General features: G+C 73.1%; 23 protein-coding genes. 9 read left to right on the top strand and 14 right to left on the bottom strand.

Annotated features, from left to right (window positions below):
• The first annotated feature begins 4 nt into the window (after positions 1-4).
• Together O7546_RS00360 and O7546_RS00355 are read left to right on the top strand one after the other, a co-directional pair.
• Positions 5-343 carry a hypothetical protein gene (locus tag O7546_RS00360; RefSeq protein WP_281600342.1) on the top strand — a complete coding sequence of 113 codons (339 nt, stop codon included), beginning with the start codon at positions 5-7 and terminating at the stop codon, positions 341-343.
• Between the two features lie 132 nt (positions 344-475).
• A complete protein-coding gene (locus tag O7546_RS00355) occupies positions 476-1,408 on the top strand; it encodes an alpha/beta hydrolase (RefSeq protein ID WP_281600341.1) in 933 nt (310 codons plus the stop codon).
• 1 nt (position 1,409) lies between these two features.
• Here the strand turns inward: O7546_RS00355 and O7546_RS00350 are convergent, their stop codons facing one another.
• Both O7546_RS00350 and O7546_RS00345 read right to left on the bottom strand, forming a co-directional pair.
• A complete protein-coding gene (locus O7546_RS00350) occupies positions 1,410-1,775 on the bottom strand; it encodes a hypothetical protein (protein WP_281600340.1) in 366 nt (121 codons plus the stop codon).
• A complete protein-coding gene (locus tag O7546_RS00345) occupies positions 1,772-4,981 on the bottom strand; it encodes an SseB family protein (RefSeq protein WP_281600339.1) in 3,210 nt (1,069 codons plus the stop codon). The genes O7546_RS00350 and O7546_RS00345 overlap by 4 nt, the downstream gene beginning before the upstream one ends.
• A 152-nt stretch (positions 4,982-5,133) precedes the next feature.
• Here O7546_RS00345 and mycP point away from each other — a divergent pair, with 152 nt between their 5' ends.
• Complete coding sequence (gene mycP, locus O7546_RS00340; protein WP_194802022.1) at positions 5,134-6,357, top strand: type VII secretion-associated serine protease mycosin; 1,224 nt, start codon at positions 5,134-5,136, stop codon at positions 6,355-6,357.
• A gap of 61 nt (positions 6,358-6,418) precedes the next feature.
• Here the strand turns inward: mycP and O7546_RS00335 are convergent, their stop codons facing one another.
• Both O7546_RS00335 and O7546_RS00330 read right to left on the bottom strand, forming a co-directional pair.
• Positions 6,419-6,712, bottom strand: a complete 294-nt coding sequence (locus O7546_RS00335) for a WXG100 family type VII secretion target (protein ID WP_135242906.1) — start codon at positions 6,710-6,712, stop codon at positions 6,419-6,421.
• Between the two features lie 20 nt (positions 6,713-6,732).
• Positions 6,733-7,050, bottom strand: a complete 318-nt coding sequence (locus O7546_RS00330; protein ID WP_018787788.1) for a WXG100 family type VII secretion target — start codon at positions 7,048-7,050, stop codon at positions 6,733-6,735.
• Between the two features lie 244 nt (positions 7,051-7,294).
• Between O7546_RS00330 and eccE the strand changes: the two genes are divergently transcribed.
• From eccE to rarD, 4 genes are all read left to right on the top strand, one after another.
• Entirely contained in the window at positions 7,295-9,097 is a 1,803-nt protein-coding gene (gene eccE, locus O7546_RS00325) for a type VII secretion protein EccE (RefSeq protein WP_269698029.1), read from the top strand.
• Between the two features lie 67 nt (positions 9,098-9,164).
• Positions 9,165-9,551 (top strand): phage holin family protein, encoded by a 387-nt coding sequence (locus O7546_RS00320; protein ID WP_013283623.1) that lies wholly within the window; start codon positions 9,165-9,167, stop codon positions 9,549-9,551.
• A 104-nt stretch (positions 9,552-9,655) separates the two neighbouring features.
• Positions 9,656-10,144, top strand: a complete 489-nt coding sequence (locus O7546_RS00315; protein WP_194802024.1) for a GNAT family N-acetyltransferase — start codon at positions 9,656-9,658, stop codon at positions 10,142-10,144.
• Entirely contained in the window at positions 10,141-11,067 is a 927-nt protein-coding gene (gene rarD / locus O7546_RS00310; protein WP_269698028.1) for an EamA family transporter RarD, read from the top strand. The genes O7546_RS00315 and rarD overlap by 4 nt, the downstream gene beginning before the upstream one ends.
• Before the next feature lie 82 nt (positions 11,068-11,149).
• Here the strand turns inward: rarD and O7546_RS00305 are convergent, their stop codons facing one another.
• Positions 11,150-11,839 carry a zf-HC2 domain-containing protein gene (locus O7546_RS00305; RefSeq protein WP_269698027.1) on the bottom strand — a complete coding sequence of 230 codons (690 nt, stop codon included), beginning with the start codon at positions 11,837-11,839 and terminating at the stop codon, positions 11,150-11,152.
• Positions 11,836-12,330 carry a sigma-70 family RNA polymerase sigma factor gene (locus O7546_RS00300; protein ID WP_030274508.1) on the bottom strand — a complete coding sequence of 165 codons (495 nt, stop codon included), beginning with the start codon at positions 12,328-12,330 and terminating at the stop codon, positions 11,836-11,838. The genes O7546_RS00305 and O7546_RS00300 overlap by 4 nt, the downstream gene beginning before the upstream one ends.
• A 244-nt stretch (positions 12,331-12,574) precedes the next feature.
• Here O7546_RS00300 and O7546_RS00295 point away from each other — a divergent pair, with 244 nt between their 5' ends.
• Positions 12,575-14,701 (top strand): PhoX family phosphatase, encoded by a 2,127-nt coding sequence (locus O7546_RS00295; RefSeq protein WP_281600338.1) that lies wholly within the window; start codon positions 12,575-12,577, stop codon positions 14,699-14,701.
• Positions 14,702-14,819: 118 nt separating this feature from the next.
• On the opposite strand, the gene O7546_RS00290 is transcribed toward O7546_RS00295, so the two are convergent.
• Positions 14,820-15,602, bottom strand: a complete 783-nt coding sequence (locus O7546_RS00290) for a helix-turn-helix domain-containing protein (RefSeq protein ID WP_269698025.1) — start codon at positions 15,600-15,602, stop codon at positions 14,820-14,822.
• Positions 15,603-15,755: 153 nt separating this feature from the next.
• Between O7546_RS00290 and O7546_RS00285 the strand changes: the two genes are divergently transcribed.
• Positions 15,756-16,946, top strand: coding sequence for an MFS transporter (locus O7546_RS00285; protein ID WP_194802029.1), 1,191 nt, complete (start codon positions 15,756-15,758; stop codon positions 16,944-16,946).
• A 209-nt stretch (positions 16,947-17,155) separates the two neighbouring features.
• Here O7546_RS00285 and O7546_RS00280 read toward each other — a convergent pair whose 3' ends face one another.
• The 7 genes from O7546_RS00280 to nuoI all read right to left on the bottom strand — a co-directional run bounded on the left by O7546_RS00280 (position 17,156) and on the right by nuoI (position 25,171).
• Positions 17,156-18,196 carry a polyprenyl synthetase family protein gene (locus O7546_RS00280; RefSeq protein WP_194802030.1) on the bottom strand — a complete coding sequence of 347 codons (1,041 nt, stop codon included), beginning with the start codon at positions 18,194-18,196 and terminating at the stop codon, positions 17,156-17,158.
• An 89-nt stretch (positions 18,197-18,285) separates the two neighbouring features.
• The gene (gene nuoN, locus O7546_RS00275; RefSeq protein ID WP_281600337.1) at positions 18,286-19,839 is read right to left on the bottom strand and encodes an NADH-quinone oxidoreductase subunit NuoN; all 1,554 of its coding nucleotides are present in this window, start codon (positions 19,837-19,839) and stop codon (positions 18,286-18,288) included.
• Complete coding sequence (locus O7546_RS00270; protein ID WP_013473559.1) at positions 19,836-21,368, bottom strand: NADH-quinone oxidoreductase subunit M; 1,533 nt, start codon at positions 21,366-21,368, stop codon at positions 19,836-19,838. Before O7546_RS00270 ends, nuoN begins: the two co-directional genes overlap by 4 nt.
• Positions 21,369-21,432: 64 nt before the next feature.
• Positions 21,433-23,322 carry an NADH-quinone oxidoreductase subunit L gene (gene nuoL, locus O7546_RS00265; RefSeq protein ID WP_269698189.1) on the bottom strand — a complete coding sequence of 630 codons (1,890 nt, stop codon included), beginning with the start codon at positions 23,320-23,322 and terminating at the stop codon, positions 21,433-21,435.
• 79 nt (positions 23,323-23,401) lie between these two features.
• Positions 23,402-23,701 carry an NADH-quinone oxidoreductase subunit NuoK gene (gene nuoK / locus O7546_RS00260; RefSeq protein ID WP_013283611.1) on the bottom strand — a complete coding sequence of 100 codons (300 nt, stop codon included), beginning with the start codon at positions 23,699-23,701 and terminating at the stop codon, positions 23,402-23,404.
• 55 nt (positions 23,702-23,756) lie between these two features.
• Positions 23,757-24,527, bottom strand: coding sequence for an NADH-quinone oxidoreductase subunit J (locus tag O7546_RS00255; protein ID WP_194802033.1), 771 nt, complete (start codon positions 24,525-24,527; stop codon positions 23,757-23,759).
• A complete protein-coding gene (nuoI, locus tag O7546_RS00250) occupies positions 24,524-25,171 on the bottom strand; it encodes an NADH-quinone oxidoreductase subunit NuoI (protein ID WP_013283609.1) in 648 nt (215 codons plus the stop codon). The genes O7546_RS00255 and nuoI overlap by 4 nt, the downstream gene beginning before the upstream one ends.
• Between the last annotated feature and the right edge of the window lies 1 nt (position 25,172).

The raw sequence follows: 25,172 nt of genomic DNA, 5'->3' as shown, positions 1-25,172 counted from the left end.
ATCCGTGTCCGACGACCACCAGCCGGCCGCGAGCGGCCCCGCCTCGCCCGCCGATCACCCCACCCCGCTGTCCGCGACCGACCTGCCGACGCTTCGGCGGCCCACCGGGCCGCCGAAGACGCCGACCGACAACCGGCCGACGGGCGTCGTCGCCGGCTGGATCACCCGGGCCGGCTCCGGGCCGTGCTACGGCCTGATCGACGAGAACGGCACGGAGTACGCGGTGTACGGCCCGAACGCCGGTGAGCTGCGCAAGGGCGACCTGGTCACGCTGCGGCTCACCGCACGGGACCGCTCCGTCGACTGCGGACCGGGCATCCCCATGCGGATCATCGAGGAGTGACAGCCGGTGGCAGGCCGCGGACGACGCCGGGAGTCGGCCCGGGTGCGCGGTTCCAGGTGACCGCCCGGAGAAATCCCTGATCCTCGTCACCTGCGGGTCCGGTGGGTGACCGGCGGCCCTAGGCTGTGCCCCATGACCGACCAGCGCGGCGGACCCGTCGACGACTCCTGCGTCCTGCCCGAAGGGCCGTGGACGCACCGGTTCGTCGGCGCCAACGGCAGCCGGTTCCACGTCGTCGAGGCGGGCACCGGTCCGATGGTGCTCTTCCTGCACGGCTTCCCCGAATACTGGTACGCCTGGCACGAGATGCTGCCGGCGGTCGCCGACGCGGGCTTCCGGGCGGTCGCGGTCGACCTGCGCGGTTACGGCGCGAGCGACAAACCACCCAGGGGGTACGACGGCTACACGCTCGCCGCCGACGTCGCCGGCCTGATCCGGGCGCTCGGTGAGCGGTCGGCGACCGTTGTCGGCACCGGCGCGGGCGGGCTGATCGGCTGGACCGCCGCCTCCTTCCACCCGACCCTGGTCCGGCGGCTCGTGGTGCTCGGCGCGCCGCACCCGCTGCGGCTGCGGGCGGCCATCTTCGCCGACCCGCGCGGCCAGTTCACCGCGGCCACCGCGACGCTGAAGTTCCAGCTCCCCCGCTACGAGCACGTGCTGACCCGCGACGACGCCGCCGAGGTGGAGGAGATCCTGCGCCGGTGGGGCGGGCCGCGCTGGGTGTCCGGCCCCGACTTCGCCGACTACGCGCACTGCTGCCGGGTGGCGATGCAGATACCGCAGGCCGCGTTCTGCGCGATGGAGGGCTACCGCTGGGCATTCCGCTCGGTGCTGCGGCTGCACGGCTACCGCTTCGTGAAGCTGATGCAGAAGCCGCTGGTCACGCCGACCCTGCAACTGCACGGCGCCCTCGACCGGGCCTCACTTCCCCGTACCGCCCAGGGCTCCGGCCGCTACGTCACCGCACCGTACGAGTGGCGGCTGCTCGACGACGTGGGCCACTTCCCGCACGTGGAGGCGCGCGACCTGGTGCTCGGCGAGATTCTGCGCTGGGCGAAGTCCTGACTCAGACCCGCTGCTCGCCCAGGTCGGCCACCTCGGCCGCCGGCGCCCAGCCCTGGTAGACGCCGAAGTCGAACGCCTCCAGCCCCATCGCCTCGGCCACCGGCCAGCGCCCACCGGTGTACTCGACCCGCAGCCAGCCCTCGTGCTCGGCCAGCACGATGAACGGCTGCCCCTGCCAGGTGCAGGTGGTCCGCACGTACGCCAGATCGTCGACCTCGGCGGCCGGCACCACCCGGACGTACCGGCCGGGGCGTACCTCGGTGAATCCCTCGTCCGGGCCGGGCTGGTAGAGGCGGATGTCGTCGCCGTCGGGGCTGGCCTGGTACTCCCGGCCCCGCCAGCGGGCCACGTAGCCGTCGCGGCTCACGCCTCGCCCGCCTTCCGCCACAGCAGCTCGTCGGTGTCAAGGACCGCGGCCAGCCTGCTGTCGCCGTCGGCGCCGACCCGCCACAGCTCGGCGCCGTGCGGGAGCCGGGCGCTGTCCACCTTGAACTCGGCGATCACGTCGCTGCTCTCCCCCGGCGCGAAGCCGTTGCCGCGGAACGGGGGCCGCTCGATCACCCAGCCCTCCATCGCCCGCATCGCCGCCTCGTTCGGGCCGCCGTACGGGATCCGGTAGAGGCTCGGCCGGTAGGCGGGCCAGCGCAGCAGGTAGATCTCCTCGTCGTCGGGGGAGAACGGCGAGCCCGGGTGGCCGAGCCCGAGCGCGCCGTACAGCTCCGCCGGGGTACGCAGATGCGCCAGCTCCCCGGCCCGGTGCACGAATCCGGAGACCCGGTCGTAGCCACGCTCCAGGTAGTACGCGAGCTGGCTCGCCGCGATCGCCTTCTGCATGGTCACCGGCCGGTTCGCGGCGATGGTGGGCGCCTCCGGGCGCTGTCGTTCCGCCGGCTGCGGCGCGGCGGCCGGCTCCGGGTCGTCGCCGAGACCCACCTCGGCCGCCCAGTTGGCGAGCGCCAGAACCTGCTCCCCCGGGTACGTCGCGCCGACCGGGCTGCCCGGGTTCACCCGGAACGACCAGGCCGCGTCCGGCCACCTGCGGATGAGCTGCACGAACTTGACCCGTACCGTCTCGATCTGGCCCTCGGTGTGCTCGGCCAGGCGTTCCGGCGAGGTGTAGACCGAGACGCACCGCTCGCCGTCGACGTGGTCGGCATGCCAGACGAAGCCGGCGTCGCCCGGCCGGCTGCCGGTGGCCGAGTCGGGCGCGACCGGCAGCAGCACCCGGGCCAGCAGCAGGGTGGTGAGGAAACCGTCGGTGCTGCCGCTGCCCGCGGCGGCCAGCAGGTCCTCCTCGACGTCGTTCGCCGGTACGAACTCGGCGGCCGGCGGATCGTCTGGCGTGGCGGGTGCCGCGGGCTCCGCCGTCGGCGGGGACAGCGCGACGGTGGCGTCGCTGGACGCGAACAGCGACGTGGTGACAGGTTCGTCGTCGCTGGCCGCCGGCTCGAAGAGGGAGACGGTCGGCTGCTCCGCCGGAGCGGGATCGGACAGCGGCGTGGTCGGTGCGGGGTCGAACAGCGAGACCGTCGGCTCAGCCGGCGATGACGCGAACAGCGACGTCGTGGCCTCGTCTGCCGAGGACGACGCCTCGAACAGCGACGTGGTCGGCTCGGGCGCCGACGTGAGCGACACCGTCGGCTCAGCCTCAGCCGGCGACGTGGACAGCGGCGCAGTCGGCTCGCCCTCAGCCGGACCGGTCAGCGGCGCGGTCGGCTCGGCGGGCGCCGGGTCGAACAGCGAGACGGTCGGCTCGGCCGATGACGACGTGAACAGCGGCGCCGTGACCTCGCCGGCCGAGGACGACGGCTCGAACAGCGACGTGGTGGGCTCGGACGCGGACGCGAGCGACACCGTCGACTCGTCGGGCTCCGAACTCCGGTCCGGTCCACCGAGGTGGGTCGGCGCCGGCTCGGCGAGGTTCACCGTGTCGTCGGCGACCGGACGGTCCACGGAGAGCGGCATCGTCGGGTCGGCGGTGCCGGCCCAGGGCCCGCCCTCGGCCGGTTCCGCACGCATCGGGCCGGTCGGCTGCGCGGACCGGACCGGCTCCGGCTCGGTCAGGTCGCGGGCCTCGATGACGGTGCCCTCGATGACGATGGGGGTGAAATCGCGGCGCGACACGGGCGGCGCGGACACCGGTTCGGCGATCGACGGCGGCAGTTCCTCCATCGGCTCGTCGAGCGTCTCCCACCGCGCGGTGTCACCATCCGTGCTGCCCGGCGCGGCCCCCCACCCGTCGGCAGTGGCCGGTCCGACGTGCGCGGCGGTAGCCGGTCCGGCCTGCGCCGCAGTGGCCGGGGCGGTCCGCGCGGCCGGGGCCGGGCCGGCGTGCCGCCGGGGCAGCGCCTCGGTCGCGTCCTCGGACGGGCGGGTCGGCCGGAACGCCTGGGTGGCCTCCTCCGATCGGGGCACGGTCGACGGCTCGTCCGTCCGTGTCGGGAAGGCCTCGGTCGGGCCCTCGCGTACCGGCTCGTTCAGCGGCCGCCGGCGCGGAAACGGCTGTCCGCCGGCGAACCGGGTCGGCGGGGCGGCACGCTCACCGGCCCGGCGCGACGGATCCAGCGGTGACGGGCGACGGGCCGAACGGCCACCGGACGAGGGCTCGAAGAAGGAGCGGGCCGGCGGCGGAGCGGCGGCGGCCGTCGGCGGCGGCTCGTCGGCGGCTGCCTCCGGGGCGGCGGCGAACGGGTCCGGCTCGTCCGGGCGGCGGCGCAGGTCGGTGAGCCAGCCGTCGAGGGCGTCCGTGTCCGGCTCGGCACCGGGAGCGGTCCGGCTCGGGACGTCGCCGTCCGGCCCTCGGCGGCGGGGCGGCACCGTGGGCAGCCGTCGCCCCAGGACCGAGGCGGCCCGCATCGGTACCGTGGGCGGCTCACCGGCCTCCATCAGCCGCTCGTCCCGGCCGGGCGCACCGGCGACCGGCGGCACGGCCGGGGGCGGCATCGCGGGTGGCGGCACGGCCGGGGGCGGCATCGCGGGTGGCGGCACGGCCGGGGGCGGCATCGCGGGTGGCGGCACGGCCGGTGGCGGAACAGCGGCCGGCGGGACGGCGGCATGGGGCACGGTCGCGGGCGTGACGGCGGCCGGGGGGACGGGAACGGCAGGCGGCCGGGGCGCGGCCTCGGGCACCGTGTTCCGGGCCCCCCGGGTGGCGTTCTCCACCCGTTCCAGCCGGGCGCGGGCGCCCATGGTGCGGCCGGGGAGGCGGACGTCGCCCCGGGAGAGCTGAGCCACGTACCAGGCGGGCAGGTAGCCCTCGATCGGCAGGCCGGGATTGACCGCCAGCCACCATTCGGGGTTGGGCCAGCCGGCCGCCAGATCCGGGTAGGGGACGCGGCGGGTGGCACCCGCGTTCTCCCCCAGGCTCGCGCGCAGCGCGGCGACGGAGGTGAAGGCCAGGACGTGGGTGCGACCCCCGGCGGTCCAGGTGCCCCACCCGGCGGACGGCCCGCTCGCGATCGGAAGCAGGAGATCGACACGGGTCAGCACGCGGAAGTACTGCTGCTGGTCCTGCGCGCGCAGCGCATCCCGCATCGCCACCTCGGCCTCGGTGGCCGGCTCCCATCCGGTCACGGCCACCTCTCCTTCCGCGAACAGGCCACAGGCATCGCATACAACCTACAAGGTGGCGGCAAGATCAGGACTTCTGCCCATCGACGGGCGGCCCCGGAGTGAGAGAGGCGCTAACATCCCGTTCCGGAGCCGACACGCTACGGAGGTCGTCGATGTCTCGGCCAGTCGCGTACCCCGTCGTGGCCGCCCTGGCGACGCTCCTCGTCACCGGAGTTCCGGCCACCGCGTCGGCGGCTCGCGCGCCGGCCGGCTGCGCCTCGCCGCCCGCGCCGGCCCGCCCGGTCGCGGACCAGCCGTGGCCGCAGCAGCGGTACGCCCCGGACCGGCTCACCCCGCTCGCGACGGGCGCCGGAGTCGTCGTCGCGGTCGTCGACTCGGGTGTGGACCGGTCCCATCCGCAGCTCGCCGGTCGCGTACTCGACGGCGCCGACTTCCTCGACGGCGGCGGGGACGGCACCCGGGACTGCGCCGGGCACGGTACCGGGGTGGCAAGCATCATCGCCGCCGCCCCGCAGCCCGGCGTCGCGTTCCGCGGCCTCGCGCCGGACGCGCGCATCCTGCCGGTACGGGTCAGCGAGCAGCAGGTGGTCGAGGGACGGGAGTCGGGGCGTACTGTCGACGCGGCCGGGTTCGCCCGCGCCATCCGCTGGGCCGTGGACCACGACGCCGACGTGCTGAACCTCTCGGTCGTCCTGTACGCGGACGACCCGGCGGTACGCGCCGCCGTCGCCTACGCGGTGCGGCGGGACGTGGTGGTGGTGGCCGCCGCCGGGAACCTGCACGACAACGGTGATCCCCGGCCCTATCCGGCGGCGTACGACGGGGTGCTCGGCGTCGGCTCGATCGGGCGGGACGGGACACGTTCCGCGTTCTCCCAGACCGGCTCGTACGTGGACGTGGTCGCCCCGGGTAGCGAGGTGCTGATGGCGGCGCCCCGGTCGGGGCATCAACGGGCGGAGGGGACCAGCTACGCCACCCCGTTCGTGGCGGGTACGGCGGCGTTGCTGCGCCAGTACCGGCCACGGCTGAGCGCGGACGAGGTGGCCGGGCGGATCGTGGCCGCCGCCGACCCCGCGCCGGGGCGGGACGCGGGCTACGGCGCGGGGGTGCTGAACCCGTACCGGGCGGTGACCGAGTCGGCCGGCGCGACGGATTCCCGCACCCGGCCGGGTGCCACGCTTCCCGAGGACCGCCCGGATCCGGCCGCGCTGGCCCGTCAGTCCCGCCGGGACTCGGCCCGGGACCGGGCGCTGCTGGCCGCCGCCGTGGCGGGCGGGGCGGTGGTGCTCGTGGCGGCGCTCACTCTGGTGCTGCCGCGCGGCGCGCGGCGACGCTGGCGGGCCGCCGACCCGGCCGGCACTGTCACGCCGAGATGACAACAGGTCACGTGTGAAGCCGCGCGGCCCGGGTCACCTGCCCGGGCCGCGCGGCGTCGGTTCACTGGAACAGGTTGGCGTTGCGCTTCTCGGTGTCGAGGTAGTCGGCCGCGGAGTCCTCCACGGCGAGCTTGATGTCACGCAGCATCGCCTGGAGGTCCTGCGAGGCGGCCCGCCACCGGGACTGCCGCACCTCGTACGCCTCGCGGGCCTCGCCGTTCCAGCTCGCCACCAGCGGGGCGGCGTCGCGTTCGAGCTGACCGAGCTGGCTCTCCAGGGTGGACAGGGCCCGTTGGATGTCGGCGCCGGCCTGTTGCAGGGCGGCGAAGTTGACGACCAGCACACCGTGCTCCATGAATTCGATCCTTCCGGTTGTCAGAGAGGCAGCTGGATGCCGCGGTTGGTGCCCGCCACCCGGCCGGCGGCCTCGGTGTCGGAGACGTCGTAGTGGCGGCCGGCGCTGCGGATCGCGGTGGCGGTCTCGCGCAGCGCCCGCTGAAGGGCGGCCTGATCCTGCGCCCACTGCTGCTTGACCTGCGCGAACGAGCGCCCACCGGCGCCCCGCCAGGCCTGCTGCAGCACCTCCAGCTCGGCCATCAGGCCGCTGAGCATGGTCTGGAGCGACTGGTCGACCTGCTCGAACTTCGCGGCGGTCTGCTGCATCACCGCGGCTTCTGCCTGGGTCTGGGACATCCCGGACGTCACCTCGTCTCCTCGGTCGTGGCTGGCCACCGTGTGACCACCGTGGACTCGTCGGCGGGGCCCGGGGCCGGTGGAGGGGGAAGCCCGGCGGCGGCGGACACGCAACTCGACGATTTCGTCGCTGACGGTAGCCGTCCGACTTCGGTTCTGCTACCCCTTCGGGCTCCCCTGTGGACAACTCGGCCACTACGATGAGCCACGGCAACGTCACGCGGAGGCCCGGCGAGGAGGTGCGGTGACCGTCAGTGCGCCGGAGCGGCCCGCGTCCGTCCCGGTTCGGACACCACAATGGACGAGCCGCCCGGCAGCGCGACTGCGCGCCGGTCAGATCGTGGCGACCCAGGTCGCGGTGGCGGTGCTGGTAGCGGCCGCCGGTCGAGGTGTCGTGCCGACGGCCGTCTCGCTGCTGGTCGCGGCCCTGCTGCTGCCGGGCGCCTGGGTGCGGGTGCGTGGCCGCTGGCTGCACGAGTGGCTCGTCACCGCCGCCGCGTACCTGACCCGGCGCCGCGCCCTGCCGGCGGCGGCCGGGCCGGCGGCGCTGCTGGAGTTGCTCCGGCCGGGCGCGGTGGTCGGCGCGACGGAGGCGCCCGGCGGCGCGGCAGTGGTGCACGACGCCGCCGGCCTGACCGCGCTGCTGGAGCTGGGCGACCCGGACGACCTGCTCGGCGACCACGCGCCCGAGCTGCCCACGCCGTTCGACCTGCTTCCCCCGGCCGGCCCGGACGCCCCCGCGATCCGGTTGCAGCTGGTGTTCTCGGCGTCGCCCGCACCCGCGCCCGCCGTCGCGGGGGGCCCGGCGGGTACGTCGTACCGTCAGCTCACCGACGGCCGGGTGGCTGGGCGGACCCGGGTGGTGCTGGCCGTCCAGGTGCTGCGCGCCGATGGCTGGCCGGACAAGGATCTGCTGCGGGCGCTGTCCGGCACCCTGCGGCGGCTCGTCCGCCGGCTGGGCCCGCTCACCGCACGGCCGCTCGGCGGCGACGCGGCGCTGCGGGTGATCGCCGAACTGGCCCACCACGAGCCCGGCGCCCCGGTGCGGGAGACCTGGCCGCTGCTCGCCGTCGGTGGCTTGGCGCAGGCCACCTGGCGTCTGCGCCGGTGGCCGGATCCGCGCGGCGAGGCGGCCCGCGGGCTGGTGGGACGGCTGCTCGCGCTACCCGCCACCGCCACCACAGTCGCGCTCACGGCCGGTCCGCGCGTCGGCGCGACGCCGGTCCCGGCCGAGCTGGCGGTACGGGTGGCGGCCGGCAGCGCGGCCGAGCTGTCGACCGCGGAGCGCACGCTGCGCCGGGTCGCCGGTGACGTCGGCGGCGAGCTGCGCCGGCTCGACGGTGAGCACCTGGCCGGGCTGGCGGCTACGTTGCCGCTGGCGGTGACCGGCGGGGCCGCGCCTCCGGCCGGTTCGCCTCCGCCCGCGCTGGACCTGCCGCCTGCCACCGCCGGCCTGATGGTGGGCGCGAACCGGCACGGTGCCGCGCTCACCGTCCGCCTGTTCCGTCCGGCCACGACCCGGGTGCTGCTCGTCGGCGGCGTCGCAGCGGCGCAACTGCTCGTGCTGCGGGCACTGGCGCTCGGCGCGCGCGTGGTGGTGCAGACCGGCCGTCCCCGGTTCTGGGAGCCGTTCGTACGGGGTGTCGGGACGCTCGGTGGCGGCGTACCGCTGCTTCCGCCGGGTCGTCCGGTCGGCGGCGCGCCCGGTTCGCCGCTGCACCCGCTGCTGGTGGTGGTGGACGCCGGCCCGGTGCCGCCGGCGGCCGGCCCGGCCGCCGCCTGGCAGTCGGTCCTGCTGGTCCGCGACGAGCTGACCCCGGCCGACACGCAGGCGCTGGCCCGCGCGGACCTGGCGATCCTCCAGCCGCTCGACCCGGACGAAGCCGCGCTGGCGGGCGCGGCGCTGGGCCTGGGCGGCTCCGCGGAGTGGCTGACCCGGATCCGGGACGACATGGTGGCGGTGGTCAACCGGCGGGCCCTGCGCTGGGCGCTGCTCTCGCCCACGCCCGTCGAGTCGCAACTGGTCGGTCGCCCGGCCCGGCACTGACGAGCCGCGCCGCCGCGTACCAGGTCGAGCCTTCCCCTGGTGGTACGGCCGTGGCACGATCCCGGCCATGGATTTCCTGAAGGGTCTTCTGATTCGCGTGGGTTCGACGGCGGTGGCGTTCTGGCTCGCCACCCTGCTCATCCCGGGCATCTCGCTCGACTCCGACTCGGCCACCGAGACGGTGATCACGCTGGTGCTCGTCGCGGTCATCTTCGGCGTGGTGAACGCGGTGCTCCAGCCGATCATCAAGACCGTGGGGTGCGGCTTCTACCTGCTGACCCTCGGCCTGATCGCGCTCGTGGTGAACGGCCTGCTCTTCCTGCTCACCAGCTGGATCGCCGGTGAGGCCGGGCTGCCCTTCCACGTGGACGGGTTCTGGCCGGAGGCGGTGCTGGGCGCGCTGTTCGTCGGCATCGTCACCTGGATCCTCGGCGCCGTCCTCGACCGCGACTGACGCCGGGCCCCGGCCGGTCGCCCCGGCGGCCGGCCGGGCTCACCAGGCCAGCAGGAGGGAATTGGCTGGCGAGAGGGCGGGGCGGCGGTACTAGCCTCGGCCGCGTGTTCACAGTGACCCGCGCGGACGGCTACGAGATCAGCACCGACCCGGCCCGGATCGACCTGGACCGGGTGCACGTCTGGCTCTCCACCGACGCGTACTGGGCACTGGGGCGCGAGCGGGAGACTGTCGCGCGCGCGTTCGCCGGCTCGATCGCCTTCGGCGTCTACCGGCCGGGTGACGGCCGGCAGGTCGCCGTCGCCCGGGTGGTCACCGACGGGGCCACGTTCGCCTGGCTCTGCGACGTGTACGTGGACCCGGCCGAGCGGGGTGGCGGGCTGGGCACCTGGCTGGCCGGGGCGGTTCGCGACCACCTGCACGAGCTGGGCGTACGCCGGATCCTGCTCGCCACGCTCGACGCGCACGGGGTCTACGCGAAGATCGGCTTCCGGCCGGTCGCGGCGGATCGGTGGATGGAGCTGGATCAGCGGGTGACGCCGGTCACCGATAAGGACCAAGACAAGGATCCACCACTTACGGTGGAGCGGTGAACCAGCTCCGGCTCGGCTACCTGTACGGCGTCGGCGCGTACCTGATCTGGGGTTTCTTCCCGATCTACCTGAAGCTGCTGCGCCCGGCCGGGCCGGTGGAGATCCTCGCGCACCGGATCCTCTGGTCGGTGGCGTTCGTGGCGTTGCTGCTGGCCGCCACGCGGCACGCCGGCTTCCTGCGCAAGCTGGCCCGGCGGCCGCGGGCGCTCGCCGGCATCGGGCTCGCCGCCGCGCTCATCGCCGTCAACTGGGGTACGTACATCTACGGCGTCAACTCCGACCGGGTGGTGGAGACGGCGCTCGGCTACTTCATCAACCCGCTGGTGTCCGTGCTGTTCGGCGTACTGGTGCTCCGGGAACGGCTGCGCCGGGCGCAGTGGGCGGCACTGGGCGTGGGCGCGCTCGCGGTGGCGGTGCTCACCGTCGACTACGGCCGCCTGCCCTGGCTGGCGCTCACCCTGGCGTTCAGCTTCGCCGGGTACGGGCTGGTCAAGAAGCGGCTCGCGCTGCCCGCCACGGAAGGGCTGTTCGTCGAGTCGGCGGTGCTGGCACTGCCCGCGCTGGCGTACCTGGGGTGGCTGTCGGCGCGCGGCGACTCGACGTTCGGGCACGTGTCGGCCGGGCACACCGCGCTGCTGGTGCTGGCGGGGGCCGCCACCGCGATCCCGCTGCTGCTGTTCGCCGGGGCGGCGAACCGGCTGCCGCTGTCCACTGTCGGCATGCTGCAGTACCTCGCGCCGATCCTCCAGCTCGGCTGCGGCGTGCTGATCTTCCACGAGCCGATGCCGCCGGCCCGGCTGGCCGGTTTCGCCCTGGTCTGGCTCGCCCTGGTCGTCTTCACCGCCGACGCCCTGCGCCACTCCCACCGCACCCGCCGGGCCACCCGCACCCCAGCCGTCCCCACCCCCACCCCGTCTCGCTGATCTTGCACTTTCCGCCCCGGCGAAAGGGGCGAACCGCCCGGAACGAGGGCCACAAGTGCAAGATCAACGGGAAGGGAAAGGGTCAGCGGAGGTCGTAGGCCAGGACGGGGGAGTTCGTTCCTCGGAGCAGCTCCAGGCGGACCAGCTCGCCCTTGGTGAAGCGGGTGACGCCGGAGAAGCGCAGGTCGTCACCGGGGGCGGCGAGCCACGAGCCGATCTGCTCCGTCGCGCCGTCCGGGCCGTGCGCCACCAGCCGGAACGTGTACGCCTCCCGGTGCCCGGCCCGCCTGTCGTAACCGCAGTGCATGGTGACCTCGGTGCCCCACGGTGTCTCGGTCAGCCCCACCTCGGCGTGCACCGGCACCGTCCCGGCCACCGGCCGCATCGAGGCCAGCGCCACCGGCGGCTTGGACGGTTCGGCCGGCGACTGCACGAGCCCCACGCCGATGCCCGCCAGCACCGCGAGCGCGGCGGCGGCGAGCGCCGTCAGCGCGTACCGTCGGCGGGAGCGGGACCGCTCGCGGCGCTTGCGCTCGCGCGCGGCGTCGAGCAGCGCCGGCACCCGCGACGTCTCCGGCCCGACCTCCAGGAACTGCTCCAGCCCGGCCGGGTCGAGCCGGCCCAGCAGGCCGGGCAGCACGGCGATCTCGGCCACCGCCTCCCGGCACTGCGCGCACCCGGCCAGGTGCCGCTCGTAGGCGACCCGGTCCGCCGGGGCGAGGGCGCCGAGCACGTACGCCCCGTCGTCGTGCGCGAACTCGCAGCCTGTCACCCGGTCACCCCCATCTCGGCCAGCGCCAACCGTAGTGAGCGCAGCGCGTAGTGGGTACGCGACTTCACCGTCCCCGGTGGTACGCCCAGCCGCGCCGCCGCCTCCGCCACCGAACGCCCCTGGTAGAAGCACTCGACAAGCACTTCCCGGTGGGTCGGGCTGAGCCGGTTGAGCGCCTCGGCGACGGTCCACGCCTCCACCGCACGCTCCGTCTCGTCGACCGTCTCCGCGGTCTCGGGCAGCTCGTCCGTGTACACCTCACCGACCCGGGCCGAGCGCCGCCGCCAGGCGTCGATCGCCAGGTTCCGCGCGGTGGTGAACAGCCAGGCGCGTACCGAGCCGCGCCGCGGGTCCAGCGACTCGGGGTGCCGCCAGGCGCGCAGAAGCGTCTCCTGCACCAGGTCCTCGGCCCGGGGCCGATCGCCGTTGACGAGCCGCAGGGCGTGCGCGTACAGCGCGTCGGCATGCTCGTCGTGCAGCGCGCGCAGCAGTTGGGCGTCGTGGTCGCTGATGGCGGTACCTCGCTTCCGGCGGCGGGGAAACCGGCGATGCGTTCGCCCTTCCATACGTGCCGTGACGCCGAACGGTTCATCCGCAGGTCAACGCGGAGCTGTTCACGTCCGGTTCAGGTCCGGGCCGATCCCCGCTCACCGCGCCCTGGCAGCGTCCGGCGGGTGAGCGCGCGAGCCGATCACCCGCGCGCCTTCCGACGTTGAGATCAGGAGGCTCCACCTCATGAGCGACCGGCCTCGCCTGCTTCCGCTGCTGGGCGGCACCCGCCACGGCAGCCGCGACGCGATGACCTGTCTGTACCGGTGCGGCAACGCGTGCGACCACCCGGTGCCGAACCCGACCGACAACCCGTACTTCGGGGATGTGGTCGGCACCGAGATCTCCCGGCGCGGCGTGGTCCGGGCCGGCGCGGTCGGCGCGCTGGTGCTCGGCTTCGGCGGCGCCGCCGCGGGCGCACTCGCCGGCGCGGCACCGGCCGCCGCGGCACCCGCCGCCCCGCCGGTTCCCGGCGGCGGCGAGGTGCCGCCCGCCGGCGCGGGCCGCCCTGGCAGCGGCGCGCTGACCTTCAAGCCGATTCCCCCGAACAAGCTCGACACCCTGGTGGTCCCGAACGGGTACGACCACTCCGTGGTGATCCGCTGGGGCGACGAGGTCGTGCCCGGTGCGCCCGCCTTCAGCCTGGATCGGCAGACCGCCGCCGCCCAGTCCAAGCAGTTCGGCTACAACAACGACTTCGTCGGGGTACTGCCGATCGACCGTCGGCGCGCGCTGCTCGTGGTGAACCACGAGTACACGAACGAGGATCTGATGTTCCCCGGCTTCACCAGCCAGGACGCGCTCACGGTGGAGCAGGTACGGGTGGCGATGGCCGCGCACGGCATGTCCGTGGTCGAGCTGGAGCGGGTGGAGAACACCGGGCAGTGGCGGCCGGTACGGCGCGGCCGGCGCGAGTACAACCGCCGGGTCACCGCGCTCGCCACCAAGTTCGAGCTGACCGGTCCGGCGGCCGGCTCGGCGTGGCTGCGTACCGCCGCCGACCCGAAGGGCCGGACCGTGATCGGCACGCTCAACAACTGCGCCGGTGGCGTCACCCCGTGGGGCACCGTGCTCTCCGGCGAGGAGAACTTCAACCAGTACTTCGTCGGCGGCGACGGCGTGCCGGACGAGCAGAAGCCGAAGCTGGCCCGGTACGGCATCCCGACCGACGTGCGTTACCCGAGCGGCAGCCGCAAGTGGGAGCGGGCGGACGAGCGCTTCGACCTGGCCGATCACCCCAACGAGGCGAACCGGTTCGGCTGGGTCGTCGAGATCGACCCGTTCGACCCGCAGGCCAAGCCGCGCAAGCACACCGCGCTGGGCCGGTTCAAGCACGAGGGCGCGAACGTCATCGTGGCGCGCAACGGCCGGGTGGTCGCGTACATGGGCGACGACGAGCGTTTCGACTACCTCTACAAGTTCGTCTCGGACAAGAAGTTCATGCCGGGGAAGTCCTCGGTGGCCCGGCGGCACAACCTGACGCTGCTGGAGTCGGGCACGCTCTACGTGGCGAAGATCGAGGGCGACAGCCCGGCCGCCGAGATCGACGGTTCCGGCAAGCTCCCGGCCGACGGCGGGTTCGGCGGCCGGGGCCGCTGGATCAAGCTGGTCAGCGGCAACCGCTCGTACGTCGACGGCATGACCGCCGCGGACGTGCTCACCTTCACCCGGCTGGCCGGGGACAAGGTCGGCGCCACCAAGATGGACCGCCCCGAGGACGTCGAGCCGAGCCTGCTCACCGGCAAGGTCTACGTGGCGCTGACGAACAACAGCGACCGGGGCAAGGCCGGCAAGGCGCCCGCCGACGAGGCGAACCCGCGCAACAGCAACCGGCACGGGCAGATCCTGGAGCTGGTCGAGGACCGCGGCGACAACACCGCGGAGACCTTCGCCTGGTCCCTGCCGATCGTCTGCGGCGACCCGGCCGACGCCTCCACCTACTTCGCCGGGTACGACAAGACCAAGGTCTCGCCGATCTCCTGCCCGGACAACGTCGCCTTCGACGCCACCGGCAACCTGTGGATCTCGACCGACGGCAACGCGTTGGGCAGCAACGACGGCCTGTTCGCCACCGCCGTCGAGGGCCCGGAGCGGGGCCACCTGAAGCAGTTCCTCACCGTGCCGCTCGGCGCGGAGACCTGCGGCCCGTTCATCACCGGCGACAACCGTTCGGTGTTCGTGGCGGTGCAGCACCCGGGCGAGGTCACCGGCGCGTCGGTGGAGAACCCCGCCTCCACCTGGCCGGACGGCGACTTCGCCAAGCCCGGCGTAGTGGTCACCTGGCGCCTCGACGGCGGCCCGGTCGGTAGCTGACCCACCCCGGGGGCGGTCCGGCGCTGGACCGCCTCGCGAGGGGCCGCCGACCCACCAGGTCGGCGGCCCCTCGTCAGTGCTCTGAGGCGATCCGCAGGCGATCGGCCCGCGCGGCGGGTCAGTTCTCGGTGGCGATGCCGTCGGCGATGGCGCGCGCGGCGGTGAGCAGCTTGGCGCGGACCACCCGGGCCGAGGTCATCATCTCGCCCGCGGGCAGCGCGCACGCCAGCACCACCCGGCGCTCGATGTCCTTGTCCGGGTTGACGAGCACCGCGGCGCACGCCACGCCCTGCCGGAACTGCCCCAGCTCCAGCTGCATGCCGCGCCGGTCACCGGCGGCCAGGTCCGCCTCGAACGCCTCGACCGTGGTGAGGGTGGCCGTGGTGAACGGGCGCATGCCGTACTCGCGCAGGTAGCGGAAGCGCTGTTCGGTGGTGAGCGTGGCGAGCAGGCTCTTGCCCAGCGCGGTGGCGTGCGCGCCCTCGTCGAAGCCCGGCACCAGGTCTTCCATGTAGGGCGAGCGCGGCCCCTCGGCGGACGCGGTCACCGCCACCTGCCCGCCGACGAAACGGCCGAGGTAGTGGCTCCAGCCGGTGTCCGACGCCGCGCGGCGCAGCGCCTCACCGACCGCCGGCGGCCCCCGGAACGCGGTGACCAGCTCGCGGTAGCGGTCGGCCACCTCCAACCCCACGACGTACGTCCCGTCCTCGCGCCGGATCACGTAGCCCTCGTACGCAAGCGTGCGCACCAGGTGGTACGTGGTGGCGACGGTCAGCTCGCAGCGCCGGGCGATCTGCTTCACGGTGAGCCCTCTCGGCGCACGGCCGACCGACTCGAGCACTCGAAGCGCGCGGGACACGCTGCGGATCAGGTCCGAAGGTTCCGCCAAGGGGTCGCGCACAACCACCTCCGCCGCCGGGGACTTACACCATATGAAAAACCGGCCGAGTGCGAAATGCCTGTTCGGATGGAGGATGCCAGAAGACCGGACACAGACAGTGTGTCGACGGACACGATGAGCAGCCAAAACGTCCGGGCGTAAGGTGTGCTCGCGATGACTGAAACAGTTTCGCGAGCCGCCCCTCCGGCGTCCCGGCACGCCGTCACGGTCGGCGCCGGCGCCACCCTCACCACGATCGTGTGCGTCCTGCCCGTCTTCCTGGTCGGTGGTCTCGCCGTCCAGCTCGCTGACGAACTCCGCTTCAGCCCGGCCGGGCTGGGCCTGGCCGTCTCGATCTACTTCGGGGTGAGCGCGCTCGCCTCGGTGCCCTCCGGCGCCCTGGTCGAGCGCTTCGGTTCGGCTCCGGTCGCCCGGGCCGCCATCCTGCTCTCCGCCGCCTCACTGCTGGCGGTGGCGGGGCTGGCCCGGTCGTACCCGGTCCTGGTGGCCCTGCTGGCCCTCAGCGCCGCCGCAAACGCCCTCGGGCAGCTCGCCAGCAACGCCGCGCTGGCCGAGCACGTACCCGCCCACCGGCAGGGCCTGTCGTTCGGCGTGAAGCAGGCCGCCGTACCGGCCGCCACGCTGCTGGCCGGTCTGGCGGTGCCCACTGTCGCGCTCACCGCCGGCTGGCGCTGGGCCTTCGTGGCCGCCGCGGTGGCCGCGCTCGCCGTGCTGCCGGCCGTACCCCGCGCCGGAGGGGATCGGCGGGCCCGCACCGCCTCCGGTCGCCGTCCGGGCGGCACCGGCCCGCTCGTGGTGATCGGGCTGGCCGCGACGCTGGCGGCCGCCGCGGCGAACGCCCTCGGCACGTTCCTGGTCGACTCGGCGGCGGCGCGGGGCCTCTCCCCCGGCCTGGCCGGCCTGACACTGACGCTGGGCAGCGTGGTGTGCGTGCTCGCCCGGGTCGGCGTCGGCTGGCTGGCCGACCGGCGAACCAGCGGGCACGTCGGGCTGATCGCCGGGATGCTGCTGACCGGCTCGGTCGGCCTGATCCTGCTCGCGGTGGCCGGCTCGGCGCCGCTGGTAGCGGGCGTGGTGCTCGGCTTCGGTCTCGGCTGGGCCTGGCCGGGGCTGATGAACTTCGCCGTGGTCCGGCTCCACCCGCAGGCCCCGGCCGCCGCCACCTCGATCACCCAGACCGGGGTGTACGCGGGCGGCTGCCTCGGTCCGCTCGGCCTGGGCGCGCTCGCCGGAGCGGCGGGCTACCCGGCGATGTGGCTGACTGCCGCCACGGCGATGCTCCTGGCCGCCGTCCTGATGCTGCTCGGCGCCCGCCTCCTGCGCCCCACCCCCACTCCCGCCTGACCCCCACCCCGCCCGGCCCGGCCCGGCCCAGTCGCGTCGATCATGAAGTTGGCGGCGCGACACGCCGCGTCCCCGAGCCCGTCAACTTCATGATCCACGGAGCGCACGGAGCGCGACGGAGCGCACGGGGCGCGACGGAGCGCACGGGGCGCGACGGAGCGCACGGGGCGCGACGGGGCGGTGGGCGGGTGCGGGGAGGGGTGGATCGGTCAGCTGGTGCGGTCGGCGATGTAGTCGCAGAGGGACTCCAGCGCGCGACGCGCCGGACCCTCGGGCAGCGGAGCCAGCCGGGCGCGTGCGTCCTCGGCGTAGCTGCGCACCGTCTCCCGGGCACGCTTGAGCGCCGGCGACTCCCGCAGCAGGCCCAGCGCCTCGGCGTGCAGTGCGTCGTCCACCAGCGGGCCGGTGGCCAGGATCTCGCGCAGCCGTACGCTCGCCGCGTCCGCGTCGTCGGAGGCCATCGCGTAGAGCACCGGCAGGGTGGGTACGCCCTCGCGCAGGTCGGTGCCGGGCGTCTTGCCGGACTGGACCGACTCGCTGGCGATGTCCAGCAGGTCGTCGGAGAGCTGGAACGCGACGCCGATGATCTCGCCGTACGCGGCCAGGGCCTCGACGTGCGCGGGCGCCGCGCCGCCGAACATGCCGCCGAAGCGCGCCGAGGTGGCGATCAGCGAGCCGGTCTTCTCGGCGATCACGTGCAGGTAGTGCGCGACCGGGTCGGTGTCGCGCGGGCCGACCGTCTCGGCGATCTGGCCGTGCACCAGCCGGGCGAACGTGCGCGCCTGCAGGCGTACCGCCTCGGGGCCCAGGTCGGCGGCGATGTCCGCGGCCCGGGCGAAGAGGTAGTCGCCGACCAGGATGGCGACCGAGTTGGTCCAGCGGGAGTTGGCGCTCGGGGCGCCACGCCGAACGGCGGCCTCGTCCATCACGTCGTCGTGGTAGAGCGTCGCCAGGTGGGTGAGCTCCATCACCACGGCGGCGGGGACGACCTGGTCGGCCTCCGGGGCGCCGAACTGCGCACCAAGCGCCACCAGCAGCGGACGGAACCGCTTGCCGCCGGCCTCGACCAGGTGCCGGGACGCCTCGGTCACCAGCGGATCGGCGCTCGCCACGCTCGCCCGCAGGCTCGTCTCGACCCGGTCGAGCACACCCAGCACGGAGGCTTCGACGCGCGGGTCGGCGAGGTGCAGGCCGAGCGCGCCGAACTGACCTGAACGCTCGCCAGCCGGGTTCGCCACGTCCTCAACCATGCCACACCCGTTCGACCTGCTCGTCGACGGGGATACGGGCCGGGGGCCGGTACGCCACGGCGTACCGGCCCCCGGTGGGAACACCTCTGTCATCTGACGAATTCGGCGGCGCCGGTGGTCAGGTCGAGCAGCGGACCGGGCACCACGCCGAGGACCAGCGTGGCGAGCACGCCGATGACCAGCGCGGCCGAGGTGAGCGCCCCCGGCACGGTCACCGTCGGGGTGGACTCGCCCGGCTCGGAGAGCCACATCATCACCACGACCCGCAGGTACGGGAAGGCCAGCACCATGCTGGTCAGCACGCCCGCGATCACCAGCCACGCCTGGTTCGCCTCCAGGGCCGGGCCGAAGACCGCGAACTTGCTGGTGAAGCCGCTGGTCAGCGGGATACCGGCGAAGGCCAGCAGGATGAACGTGAAGATCGCCGCGAAGAACGGCGAGCGGCGGCCCAGCCCGGCCCAGCGGGACAGGTGGGTGGCCTCCCCGTCGGCGTCGCGCACCAGCGTCACCACGGCGAACGCGGCGAGCACCGAGAAGCCGTACGCGGCCAGGTAGAACATGGTGCCGGAGAGCCCTTCACGGCTCGGTGCCAGCACACCGACGAGCAGGTAACCGGCGTTCGCGATCGACGAGTACGCCAGCAGGCGCTTGATGTCGGTCTGGGTGACCGCCAGTACCGCGCCGACCAGCATGGTCAGCACCGCGATCGCGCCGAGCACCGGGGTGAAGTCCCAGGAGGCCCCGGCGAACGCCACGTGGAAGACGCGCAGCAGCGCACCGAACGCGGCGACCTTGGTGCAGGCCGCCATGAAGCCGGTGATCGGGGTCGGCGCGCCCTGGTAGACATCCGGCGTCCAGACGTGGAACGGCGCGGCGGCGGCCTTGAACAGCAGGCCGATGGCGAGCAGCGCCATGCCGGCGAACAACAGCACCGGGCTGGACGGGGAGTCGGTGACCGCGGCGTGCACGGTGGCGAAGTCGACGCCGGCCGCGCGGCCCGGGATCCCGGAGGTGAAGCCGTAGATCAGGGCGACACCGAACAGGAAGAACGCCGAGGCGTACGCGCCGAGCATGAAGTACTTCAGCGCCGCCTCCTGGCTCAGCAGACGCCGGCGGCGGGCCAGCGCGCAGAGCAGGTAGAGCGGCAGCGAGAAGACCTCCAGCGCGACGAACATGGTCAGCAGGTCGTTCGCCGCCACGAAGATCAGCATGCCGCCGATCGCGAACGACATCAGCGGGTAGACCTCGGTGGCACCGCCGACGCCCTCGGCCTGTCGCCGGTCCTCGGCCGACTCGGCGGTGACTGCGGCGTGCGCCACGAACGCGCCGCCCCGCTCCACCGTGCGCTCGCCGACGAGCAGCAGCGCCATCACCGCGAGCACCAGGATGGCGCCCTGCAGGAACAGCGTCGGGCCGTCGATCGCGATGGCGCCGCCGATGGTGATCAGCCGGTCGTCGGCGTTCAGGATCACCATGACGATCGCGGCGAGCATCGCCACCAGGGCGAGCCCGAGTTGCACCGCGTTACGCAGGCGGCGCGGCACGAACGCCTCGACCAGGACCCCGAGCAGCGCCGCGCCCAGCATGATCAGGATCGGAGCGAGCGCCGCGTAGTCGATCGACGGCAGCTTGAGCTCGGTCATTTTGCGGCCTCCTGGACGCTGCCGACCTCAGGGGCGGGGTCGGACTTGCCGACGTCCTGCATGGTCGCCTGGACGGCGGGGTTGATGACGTCGGTGACCGGCTTCGGATAGAAGCCGAGCAGCACGATCAGCGCGATCAGCGGCGCGACGACCACCTTCTCGCGCAGGGTGAGGTCACGGCGCATGCCCTCGACCTCGGTCAGCGCCGGGTTCAGCGTGCCCTGCGTGGTGCGCTGCACCATCCACAGCACGTACGCCGCCGCCAGGATGATGCCGAGCGTGGCGATCACCGCGACCGGCTTGTTGACGGTGAACGTGCCGATCAGCACCAGGAACTCGGAGACGAACGGCGCGGTACCGGGTAGCGCCAGCGAGGCCAGACCGGCGAAGAAGAGCACACCGGCGAGTACCGGCACCAGCTTGCCCGCGCCGCCGAAGTCGCTGATCAGCGCCGAGCCGCGCCGGGCGATCAGCATGCCGACCACGAGGAACAGCAGGCCGGTGGCCAGGCCGTGGTTGAGCATGTAGAGCACCGCACCGGTGCCGGCCTGGGTGGTGAACGCGAAGATGCCGACGCCGATGAACCCGAAGTGCGCGATCGAGGTGTACGACACCAGCCGCTTCAGGTCGTTCTGGCCGACCGCCAGCAGCGCGGCGTAGATGATGCCGATGACGCCGAGCGCCAGCGCCCACGGCGCGAACCAGCGCGACGCCTCCGGGAACAGCGGAAGGCAGTAGCGGAGGATGCCGAACGTGCCGACCTTGTCCAGCACGCCGACGAGCAGCGCGGCGGCGCCGGCCGGGGCCGCGCCACCGGCGTCCGGCAGCCAGGTGTGGAACGGGAAGAACGGCGCCTTGATCGCGAAGGCCACGAAGAAGCCGAGGAACAGCCAGCGGGCCGTGTCGGTGGCGAACTCGGCCTGGCTCAGCGCCTGCCAGTCGAAGGTCTTCCCGCCGACCACCCAGAGGCCGATCACCGCGGCCAGCATGAACAGACCGCCGACCAGCGAGTAGAGGAAGAACTTCACCGCCGCGTACTGCCGCTGGTGGCCGCCGTAGCTGCCGATCAGGAAGTACATCGGCACCAGCATGACCTCGAAGAACACGTAGAACAGGAAGACGTCGGCGGCGGCGAAGACGCCGATCATCGTGCACTCGAGGACGAGGAGCAGCGCGAAGTACGCGGGCACCGAGCGCTTGGACGCCTCGGCGTCGTGCCAGGACGCCAGGATCACCAGCGGCACCAGGATCGCGATCAGCATCAGCATGACCAGCGCGATGCCGTCCACCTCGAAGGTGAAGTTCACGCCCCAGTTCGGGATCCACGGGTACGACTCGCGGAACTGGAACCGGTCACCACCGGCGGAGAAGGCGAACCACATCACCACCGACAGCACCAGCACCAGCAGCGACCAGCCGAACGCGACCAGCTTGGCCAGGTCCGGGCGGCTGCGGGGCAGCAGTGCCACCACCAGGGCGCCGACCAGCGGCGCCACGGTCAGCACCGAGAGGAACGGGAAGTTGGACATTATTCGGCCTTACCTCCGTCGTGACTGCGTGGCCCGCCGGCGGGGGCGGCCGCGTTGAGGTCGATCACGCCAGCCACCCCGCCTGCACCGCCAGGAACGCCGCGACCACGAGCAGCGCGCCGGTCAGGATCGAGGTCGCGTACGACCGCACGAAGCCGGTCTGGAGCCGCCGGAGCCGGCCCGAGCCCCCGCCCACGGCGGCGGCCAGGCCGTTGACCAGCCCGTCCACGCCCCGGTTGTCGAGGAACACCAGCGCCCGGGTGAGGAAGATGCCCGGCTTCTCGAAGACCGCCTCGTTGAAGGCGTCCGTGTAGAGGTTCCGGCGGGCGGCGGTGACCACCACGCCGGCCGGCTGCGGCTCGGTGGCCGTACCGGAGCGGAACAGGAACCAGGCCAGCCCGGCGCCCAGCACGGTGAGCAGCAGCGACAGCGCGGTGAGCAGCCAGTGCGCCAGCACCGGCGCGTGCTCCCCGCTCTCGGCGGCGAGCCCGTTTGTGGCGGTGAGCCAGTCCGGCACGGAGGTGGCGAGCAGGAAGCCCGCGCCGACCGAGCCGACCGCCAGCAGGATCAGCGGGATGGTCATCAGCTTCGGCGACTCGTGCGGGTGCTCGATGTCCTCGGTCCAGCGCTTCGGGCCGTGGAACGTCAGCACGAACAGCCGCGTCATGTAGAACGCGGTGAGCCCGGCGCCGAGCAGCGCGGCCATGCCGAACAGCCAGGCCGTCCAGCCCTCCCGCTCGAACGCGGCCACGATGATCGGCTCCTTGGAGAAGTAGCCGGAGAACGGGAACATGCCGATGATGGCGAGCCAGCCCATCATGAACGTCAGCCAGGTGACCTTCATGTACTTGGACAGCCCGCCGAAGCGGCGGATGTCCACCTGGTCGTTCATGCCGTGCATGACCGAGCCGGCGCCGAGGAACATGTTGGCCTTGAAGAAGCCGTGTGCCAGCAGGTGCACGATGGCCAGCGCGTACGCGCCGCCGCCGAGACCGACGCCGAGGAACATGTAGCCGATCTGGCTCACCGTCGACCAGGCCAGCACGCGCTTGATGTCGTCCTTGGCCGCGCCGATGATGCAGCCCATCAGCAGTGTGAGCGCGCCGACGCTGACCACCACGAGCTGGAGCGTCTCGTTGGCCGAGAAGATCGCGTTGGAGCGGGCGATCAGGTAGACGCCTGCGGTGACCATGGTGGCCGCGTGGATGAGCGCGGACACCGGGGTCGGGCCCTCCATCGCGTCCGGCAACCACGCCTGGAGCGGGAACTGACCGGACTTGCCGGCCGCGCCGAGCAGGAGCAGCAGGCCGAGCACCAGCACGGTGGTCGAGGTCATCGAGCCGACCCCGTTGAACACCTCGTCGTACTGGGTGGTGCCGAGCACGGCGAACATGATGAAGATGCCGATGGCCAGTCCGGCGTCGCCGACCCGGTTCATCAGGAACGCCTTCTTGCCGGCGGTGGCCGCGCTGGGCCGGCCGTACCAGAAGGAGATCAGCAGGTACGACGCCAGACCGACGCCCTCCCAGCCGAAGTAGAGCATCACGTAGTTGTTGCCGAGCACCAGCAGGAGCATGGCGGCGACGAACAGGTTGAAGTACGCGAAGAACAGCCGCCGGCCCGCGTCGTGCGCCATGTACTCCACGGCGTAGAGGTGGATCAGGAAGCCCACCCCGGTGATCAGCAGGACGAAGACCGCGGCCAGCGGGTCGAAGAGCAGACCGAAGTCCACCTTCAGGTTGCCGACCGCCATGAAGTCCCAGAGGCTCAGCTCGACCTGCTTGTTCTCCAGACCGCGAAGCTGGAGGAAGTAGGTGAGCCCGAGCACGAACGCGGCGCCGATGGCGCCCACGCCCAGCCAGTGGCCCCAGCGGTCGGCCCGCTTGCCGAGCAGCAGCAGGATCGCCGCGCTGACCAGCGGGATCGCCACCAGCAGCCAGACACTGCCCAGCATCCCGTCCGCCGTGGCGAAGGTGACGGCTTCGGCTGGCTCAGACTGGGCGATCGTCAGAATCTGTTCCACCACGAGCCCCTCAGTACTTCAGCAGGTTGGCGTCGTCGACGCTGGCCGAGCGCCGGGTCCGGAAGATCGCCATGATGATCGCGAGCCCGACCACGACCTCGGCCGCCGCGACCACCATCACGAAGAACGCCATGATCTGGCCGTTCAGGTCGCCGTTGATCCGGCTGAACGTGACCAGGGTCAGGTTGGCCGCGTTGAGCATCAGCTCGATGCACATGAACAGCACGATCGCGTTGCGCCGGACCAGCACGCCCACGGCGCCGATGGTGAACAGCACCGCCGCGAGGATGAGGTAGTAGTCCGGGGTCACCGTGCCAGCCTTTCGTTCGCGACTGCGGGGCTCCGCTTCGCTGCACTCCTCGCGCTCACCGATCAGTCCCCTTCGGTGCGGTCTCCTCGGCCGTCAGCTCACGCACCGGCATGATCTCCGGGATGCTGCGGTCGGTCAGCCGGCCGTCGGGCAGACGGGCCGGGGTGGCCACCGAGGAGGACGTGGCGTAGACACCCGGGCCGGGCTTCGGTCCGGGGTAGTTGCCGGGGCGGAACCGCGCCTTCATGGTGGCGATCTGGTCCATCCGGTCCGCCTTGCGCCGCTCCACGTGTGCCAGCACCATCGCGCCGACGGCGGCGGTGATCAGCAGCGCCGAGGTCAGCTCGAAGGCGAAGACGTACTTGGTGAACAGCAGCCGGGCGATGCCCTGCACGTTGCCCTCACCGTTGGCCTCGTCGAGCCCGACCGCCTGGACTCCGTCGAGCGCCCGGTAGAGGCCGGTGCCCACCAGACCGGCGAAGCCGAGCCCGAGGACCACGGCGGCGACCCGCTGGCCGCGCAGCGTCTCGATGAGCGAGTCGGACGCGTCCCGGCCGACGAGCATCAGCACGAACAGGAACAGCATCATGATCGCGCCGGTGTAGACGATGATCTGCACCATGCCGATGAACGGCCCGGCCTGGAGCACGTAGAACACGCCCAGGCAGAGCATGGTCAGCACCAGCCAGAGCGCGGAGTGGACCGCGTTGCGGGCCCACACCATGCCGACCGCGCCGAGCAGGGCCAGCGGGGCGAGGATCCAGAAGGTGACCTCCTCACCCCCGGACACCTGGCCGGCTGCGGCGAGCACCGTTGCCGAGGTCATGCCTTGCCTCCCTTGCCCGCCGCGGCGGCGGACCGCTGCTCCGCCTGCTCGGCGCCGGGGAAGGTCACGCCCGGGTGCTCCTCCACCTGGTACCGGCCGGGGCCCATCGGCGAGCGCTCGGCGCCGGCCGAGGTGCCCGGGTTGGTGAGCGCGCCGACGTAGTAGTCCTTCTCGCTGTCGCCCAGCCGCATCGGGTGCGGCGGCTGCTCCATGCCTTCGAGCAGCGGCGCGAGCAGCTGCTCCTTGGTGAAGATCAGGTCCTGCCGGTTGTCCCGGGCCAGCTCGTACTCGTTGCTCATGGTGAGCGAACGGGTCGGGCAGGCCTCGATGCAGAGCCCGCAGAAGATGCACCGGGCGTAGTTGATCTGGTAGGTGCTGGCGTACCGCTCACCCGGGGAGAAGCGCTGCTCCTCGGTGTTGTCGCCGCCCTCCACGTAGATCGCGTCGGCCGGGCAGGCCCAGGCGCACAGCTCGCAGCCGATGCACTTCTCCAGCCCGTCCGGGTGCCGGTTGAGGATGTGCCGCCCGTGGTAGCGCGGCGCCGAGACCGGCGGCTTGAACGGGTAGTCGGTGGTGACGACCTTCTTGAACATGTGCGAGAAGGTGACACCGAAGCCCTTGAACGTTCCGGTGATCGCGCCCACG

It is taken from the genome of Micromonospora sp. WMMA1976 (genome assembly GCF_027497335.1).
Taxonomy (GTDB): Bacteria; Actinomycetota; Actinomycetes; order Mycobacteriales; family Micromonosporaceae; genus Micromonospora; species Micromonospora aurantiaca.
This window is presented reverse-complemented; position numbering and strand designations above follow the sequence as displayed.